Here is a 5,998-nt window from a genome sequence, read left to right as displayed (position 1 = left end):
TTTTAGGCGGGACGAAAAAAAGCCGGAAAACGGACATATTTGCACCGGACTACGGACGGAATTAAACCGGAATCTGCCCAGGGAAAAATGCCCGTCCGCGTGAGTCGCGACGGGCATCGTAATCGACCGACAGGCCGTTACGGTCAGTCAGTACCATCGAAAAGCCGGTAGTCCACGCCGGGCTTGGCGTGCTCGGCGAGCCAAGCTTCGGCCTCCTCCTGGCTGGCGAAGAGAAGGCGCTTGCCGTTTTCCGCCTGCACGAAGGCGGCCTTCCTCGGGTCGTCCGCATCAGAGATGAGGGCAACAAGGGGCCGTTGCGTCATGTTACTTCTCCAATTCCACACTGATATACTTTTTGCGAGCGCGGCGCGAAACCGGTAGGGACGTGCCCCTGTGACCGACGGTAGCGACGCCGAGGCAGCCGATACAAGCCAGAGTGTTGAAAAGCCGCGCTCATCCTCTTATAGCCCGAGGCCGGTGACCAGTTCGTCAATCTCGGCCTGTAGCCCTGCGCGTTGCGTCTCCAGCGTTTTGTGCTCCAGCTCCAGTTTCGCGACAAGCAATTTCCGCTGGGGAACCGGAAGGAGGTCCGTACCAAACCGGGTGCCGCGGGCCTTAAGACTCGACACCAGGCGAGCATGGACCAACTTTGGGGCAACCGCACACAGGGCGCTGAACACATCCCCTTCGGTAATCTTCGAAAGGTATGCCTCCGCGCCAAAGAGAGGCGATGTGCCGCCTTCGAATTCCCGCCACTCACGCGCACCGACGCCAATGAGTGGATCACCGGGAAATCGCGATTCGCCGGACGAAACTTTCATCATGAAGACTGAATCGGGCCAATTGGCGCCACGACGTTGGATGTAGTCCTTCAGGTACTTCGACCAGTCCTCAAAGGAAATCGGGGCTTCCTTCAAGGCGTTGATGTCCTGCGCGATCTGCTGCATCCGGGCGTCTGCCGCTGCGACCTTCTGGCGCAAACCGGCCACCGTACCCCTGACCTGCCTGAGCGCCGCATCCACACTGGCACTGTTTATGTTCGTCATTTTTCAAAACCTCGGTGTGTTCCAGCGCCTACCTTGCCGGAGAGAAGTCGATATCACCCATGCCCGGCAGTGCCGGCTGATGGGCGCCCAGGAATCCAACGTGGCGCAGATAGAACTGGCCGGGCGTCGGATTTCCAGTTGCATCAAGCGGGTAAAATGCCGCGCTCCGCTTTTTGAAGCGGCCCGCCTTCACCCGCTCAGCGAAAGCTGCCTCAACCTGCTTGACTCGCATCAAGAGCTGGCCGGCCGGCGTTGCCATCAGCTTTGCGACCCACCCATAACTGGGTGCGTTCATCGGGGGATGTCCCTCGACCAGAGGGGCTTCCCTGACTTCGGGCCGATACCCATCCGCGATGGCCTTGATGTCATTGGCGGTGAAGGTCAGCGCCTGCCCATCGGAACTGACATGGGTACCCGCCTTGAAAATCTCGATCCACTGGCTTTCCATCACCGATGCCGACGAGGCCGCGTAATTCATGCTGTCCGAACCGGCAAAGCTCACTATCCCGCCGAGGGAACACCGAAACTCCGCCGGGCCGAACGGGCCCGCGCCGGCGACCCGCATCAGGGCCTCCGCGTAGCTCACGCCATCTTGTAGCGCGCAATGCCTGGCCGCCGCGTCAAGCTGGGCATCCGACATTGCCGTCTGCCCTGAAAAACCGATGGGCGGCAGCGCTGCCTGCATGGCGCAGTATTCGAGAGCCTGGCTGTAGGAAATGCCCTTCTCACCCGCGACCCTGCGGGCCCGGCGGTCAAGCTCGAAATCATCTTCTCTGCTCACGCTTCACTCCTTTGTCGGTGACACTGCTGATCAAAGTTTCTCCCGCTTCCATCGCGCCAGCTCCTTCGCCCGTGCGGCCTGCTCGGCATCTTCCCGTTCCCGCCTTCGACGCTCCCGTTCCGCGGCGATGATCGAGTAGACCTGTCTCGCACTGATGCCATATTCGTAAGCAAGGCTGTCGATAGACGCCTCGTTGCGCTGAAAGCGTTCAAAGATGGTTGAGTCCCGATCATCCCGCTGTCGTTTGAAGTCGCGCGGAAAGTAGATTTGCTGCCCGCCGAACTCCTTCGTCATCGTGTCGAGCGCCTCGACCGAGATGTCATCGGCCGCCTTCTCCTCAACGCCTTTCCGGAGAAGCAACGCTGAGAGCATGGCCGCAAAGTGACTGAGCACTTCATGCCCGCTTTTCCTGGAAATTTTCACTGATGCCTCATTCCTCATTCTGCATACCCCCTTTCAACCCTGCTTCCTGAAACCCAATTGGCTGCGCTCTCCCGTGCCCGGCGACAGGTACAGCAGCCCGTCGCCTCCGCGCACCGGCCGCACCATCAGCCCGGCCGGCGCCGGGGCCGCACGGCGCTGCAGCGCCCGGTACAGCCGGCCGGCCGCATTCACCACCCGCGCCGCCCAACTGCGGTGCCCCGTGCCGCGGATCAGTGCCGCCCGCAGGGCGTGTCCGTAGTCGTTCATCGCCGGCCCTCCCTCGCAGCGGCTTGGCTGGCCGCCTCTAGCTCCGCGATGCGCTTGCCGAGACGCTCGGCAGCGCGGACATGCTTGCGCAGCGCCTTCGCCTTCTCGCGCGTCATCACCTCGGGCACCGGCACCGCTGGCAAGCCATGCATGTGCACCACCAGCCCATGCGCCTGGACGGCCGCGCAGAAGGCGTCCCACTGCGTGGCGGCCACGTCACCACCCTCGACATGGGGCCACAGCGCCTTCGCCACGGCGTCCAGCTCCGCGGCCCCACTGTCCGCAACCAGCGCCACGCTCAGGGCGCGTGCGGCGGTCGCTTGGCCCTCGCCGTAACGCAGTTGCCGATAGAGCCGGTGCTTTACGTCCCGCTCCATGCGCTCTATCTGATCGGCGATCCCGCCGTCTGCCGGAAGCTCGTCCAGCGCCTCGACCTCCTCAAGCGCAATCTCCACCAAGGTCGCGCGGTCACCCGGCCGCTCGTCCCCTTGGCTGCTGTGCATCAGGTTCTGGAGCGCCCGCAGCACCGCACCGGCGCGGCCGAGTCCCTCTCTGAGGGCGTTCGCGCAATGGTCCAGGTCGACGTCACTCGCCGACCGCATCGCCGTGCAGGCACGCTCCCAGCCCTGCGGGTCGGCAATCTCCGGATACTCGTTCACTTCCCACCTCCCATCGCTTGCGCGCCGCAGGCCGGCGCCATCCACACCACGAAGCAGCCGCACGCCCGCTTGGCGCCGATCACCTCACCCGCAGCCGCGTCGGTGGGTAGCACCACCAGCCTCGGCCGCTCCGCATTGACATCCACGCTTTCCACCGTGAAGCCCTGTTCGGAGAGCTGCAGCACGGCCGAATGCACCGCCTGCAACCGCTCCAGCAGCGTCGCATTCAGATTCGCCACAGCCGCCCGCCTATGCGGGTTGGGCGGGGCATCCTTGACCCCTTTCACCATCACGCCCTCCCGCCTTCAAGCTCGTTCAGAAAATCCAACTGGCGGCCGGCGGGCGTGTCGGGGCGCGCCTCGTCGCCATGCACAAGCGCATCCAGCTCGGCCGCCTTGACCGCCTCTTCGAGCTTGCGGCCATAGCGATGCAGCGCCGTTCGGGAGATCGCGTATCCCTGCTCGGCCAACTCCGCGACCAGCCCCGTGTAGTCCCGGAAGCCGCGCTCGTACAGCGCCCGCTGCACGGCCTTCCGTGCGGCCGGCGGTAGGCTCTCGATGGAAGACTTGCGCGCCATTACCGCCCCTCCTCATGCGCTGCCCTGGCCTGCTGCGCCAAACGCCGAGAAAGGCCGGTGATGACCGCGCTCATCCCGCTGCGCGACAGCTCCCCGAGGTCGGCCACCTTCGCCGTATGGCGGGCGAAGGCAAGCAGCCGGAAGTCATGCAGCCCGCCCCAGCCGGCACGCGCCGACAGCCCGGCGAGCGTCTCCCACTGCTTGGCCGTGGGCAGCGCCTGCCCGGCAAGGCCCTTGGCGGACGCGCTGGGCGGCTTTGGGGCCTCGGGCAGGGACTTGCCCTTCGCAAGGCAGTCCAGCGCCTCGGCCAGCCGGGAAAGCTGCCGGTCGCTCATCTGCCGGCACGAAGTCTTGCCGGTCTGCGTCAGCAGCACGGTGCGATAGGTCGCCTCGTCATAGCCCAGCTTCTTCGCCAGGGCATGCACTTTGGCGATCAGGGCGGCGCGTTGTTGCGCGGGGTTCTTCAGTGCCATGATTCCTCCTCACGCCGCCAGCCGGGCCGGCGCCATCCAGTTCGATGCGGCCTCCACCACCACCGGTGAGAGCCGTTCCAGGTTCTGCGCGGCCAGCACCCTGCGGCACGCCGCCGCCAGTTCCGCCGCATCCCGCCAGTAGCCCTTGGCTTGCTTGTGAAAGGCCGCCGCGGTGGCCTTGTCCACCTTCCCGAAGTGCGGCTGGAGCATGTAGCCGGCGACCTCTTCGAGCGCCGAGAGCGGCTCGAAGCGCACGCGCTTGGCGCCGATGCGGCTCGCGAGCTGCGCGAGAAAGGTGGCGGTGCGCCCGTCCTTGAAGGGCCGGTCCATGAGGTCGGTGCCGACCAGAATCAGGCCCATGCCGGCCTCGTCGGCGAGGTAGCGCAGCAGCTCAAGCTGTTGCCAGCGCAGATGGTTCGCCTCATCGACCACCAGCAGCCTTCCGGCCACCAGCGATTCCAGCCGCCCAATCAGCGTATTGGCGCTGCCCGGCGCGGATTCGCCGCCAAAGGCGGCATGAATCTTGGCCGCCAGCACCTTGTTGGAAATGCCCTGCGCGCAGCACACCCGCACCGCGCCCAGGTGCTCGACCAGGTACTTGCCCGCACGGGTCTTACCCGTGCCGGATTCCCCCACCAGTTGCCCGATGGGGCCGGTCTCCAGCGAGTCCAGCACCGACTGCGCCATCCTCAACGCGTCGCGGACCTGCCTTGTTTCGATGGTTTCGCTCATGTAAGCTCCCGCTCGTTGTGTTTCACCCCGCGTCCCAAGCCCGGCCAGGGGCTTCAGGTCGCAGCCTCCTCGTCGGCGAACGCCACCGCATCCAGGTACGGGTCGCATTCGTCCGGCGAACTCCATTGCGAAAGCCGCCTCACATCGGCCTGCTTCGTCCCGGCTTCCGTGCTCGCCGCCAGCGCGGCGTTCTCGATCTCGGTGACGGCCTTCACCATCTGTTGCGCGGCTTCCGACATCACCACCGTGGCGCCCACGCGCGCCTGCGGCATCGGGCCGCTGGCCTTCACCACCTTCGCCATCTCCGCCACCAGGTCGAGCCGGCACACGTTCTCGCGCAGCTCGGCGACGTGGCGCATCAGCACCTTGCGGCGGCGCGCCTGCTCCTCGGCGCCGGCCGGGTCCATGAAGCCGAACACCGGTGCCACGCCCGCCGCGCAGATCAGCGCGCGGTCACGGTCGAACACGTAGGCATAGCGCGGGTCATGGCGGCACACGCGTACGATTACCGTCTGCCCGATGTGGGGCAGCAGCGCATCGTCGTAGTACTCGGTCCCATCCCAGCTCACATAGCCGTTGTTCACCCGGCGGGTATCCTCTTCGGCGAACGAGAGCAGCAGCACGCGCTCTTCCACGTGAGTGCGCGTCCAGCCCGCTTCAATGAAGTCGCCATAGACCTCGGCGGGGCTGCGGCCGCTCATCGTCCCGCCCTGTTGGGTCTGGTGATAGAAGGCAAGCGCCGTCTCGAAGTCGGCGTGGAACTGCTCCCAGGTGCCCGGATACGGCTCCGGCGCGTGGCCCACGTTGTGGGTCTTGGCGCGCATGCGGTCGCCGCCGGTCCAGCCCGGTATCATCGAAAGCACCGTGCCCTCAATCACCGAGAAGAGGCCCTCGATGGGTTTGGCCGGGGCGTTGTAGGGGTTGGCGCGCACCACCTGGCGCTGCTCGCTCACCAGCTCGCACAGCTCGCCGCTGGCGGGCAGCTCGGCCACGGTGAAGCGCTGCTGCAGGGTTTGCGTCAGGCGTGAGATTTCCGCGAA

General features: G+C 65.7%; 11 protein-coding genes. All 11 read right to left on the bottom strand.

All coding sequences use genetic code 11. The features are described from left to right. Nucleotides 1-143: 143 nt before the first annotated feature. Nucleotides 144-323: a hypothetical protein gene (locus GPA22_RS22160; RefSeq protein WP_169258241.1), complete on the bottom strand. Its 180-nt coding sequence runs from the start codon at nucleotides 321-323 to the stop codon at nucleotides 144-146. A 138-nt stretch (nucleotides 324-461) separates the two neighbouring features. After that, nucleotides 462-1,046 carry a hypothetical protein gene (locus GPA22_RS22155; RefSeq protein WP_169258240.1) on the bottom strand — a complete coding sequence of 195 codons (585 nt, stop codon included), beginning with the start codon at nucleotides 1,044-1,046 and terminating at the stop codon, nucleotides 462-464. A 28-nt stretch (nucleotides 1,047-1,074) separates the two neighbouring features. Next, nucleotides 1,075-1,827, bottom strand: a complete 753-nt coding sequence (locus GPA22_RS22150; protein WP_169258239.1) for a hypothetical protein — start codon at nucleotides 1,825-1,827, stop codon at nucleotides 1,075-1,077. Nucleotides 1,828-1,857: 30 nt separating this feature from the next. Beyond that, nucleotides 1,858-2,250, bottom strand: coding sequence for a Mor transcription activator family protein (locus tag GPA22_RS22145; RefSeq protein ID WP_169258238.1), 393 nt, complete (start codon nucleotides 2,248-2,250; stop codon nucleotides 1,858-1,860). A gap of 33 nt (nucleotides 2,251-2,283) precedes the next feature. Beyond that, entirely contained in the window at nucleotides 2,284-2,517 is a 234-nt protein-coding gene (locus GPA22_RS22140; RefSeq protein ID WP_169258237.1) for a hypothetical protein, read from the bottom strand. Continuing rightward, entirely contained in the window at nucleotides 2,514-3,176 is a 663-nt protein-coding gene (locus tag GPA22_RS22135) for a hypothetical protein (protein ID WP_169258236.1), read from the bottom strand. The genes GPA22_RS22140 and GPA22_RS22135 overlap by 4 nt, the downstream gene beginning before the upstream one ends. Then, nucleotides 3,173-3,415 (bottom strand): hypothetical protein, encoded by a 243-nt coding sequence (locus tag GPA22_RS22130; protein ID WP_169258235.1) that lies wholly within the window; start codon nucleotides 3,413-3,415, stop codon nucleotides 3,173-3,175. The genes GPA22_RS22135 and GPA22_RS22130 overlap by 4 nt, the downstream gene beginning before the upstream one ends. A 50-nt stretch (nucleotides 3,416-3,465) precedes the next feature. Beyond that, nucleotides 3,466-3,753, bottom strand: a complete 288-nt coding sequence (locus tag GPA22_RS22125; RefSeq protein WP_169258234.1) for a phage protein Gp27 family protein — start codon at nucleotides 3,751-3,753, stop codon at nucleotides 3,466-3,468. After that, on the bottom strand, nucleotides 3,753-4,226 hold the full coding sequence (locus tag GPA22_RS22120; RefSeq protein ID WP_169258233.1) for a phage protein GemA/Gp16 family protein: 474 nt from the start codon (nucleotides 4,224-4,226) through the stop codon (nucleotides 3,753-3,755). Before GPA22_RS22120 ends, GPA22_RS22125 begins: the two co-directional genes overlap by 1 nt. 9 nt (nucleotides 4,227-4,235) lie before the next feature. After that, on the bottom strand, nucleotides 4,236-4,958 hold the full coding sequence (locus GPA22_RS22115) for an AAA family ATPase (protein WP_169258232.1): 723 nt from the start codon (nucleotides 4,956-4,958) through the stop codon (nucleotides 4,236-4,238). Between the two features lie 53 nt (nucleotides 4,959-5,011). Next, nucleotides 5,012-5,998 (bottom strand): Mu transposase C-terminal domain-containing protein (locus GPA22_RS22110; protein WP_169258231.1); only part of this gene is annotated, 987 nt, incomplete at its 5' end.

The organism is Aromatoleum toluvorans (assembly GCF_012910905.1).
In the GTDB taxonomy this organism is placed as follows: Bacteria; Pseudomonadota; Gammaproteobacteria; order Burkholderiales; family Rhodocyclaceae; genus Aromatoleum; species Aromatoleum toluvorans.
This window is presented reverse-complemented; position numbering and strand designations above follow the sequence as displayed.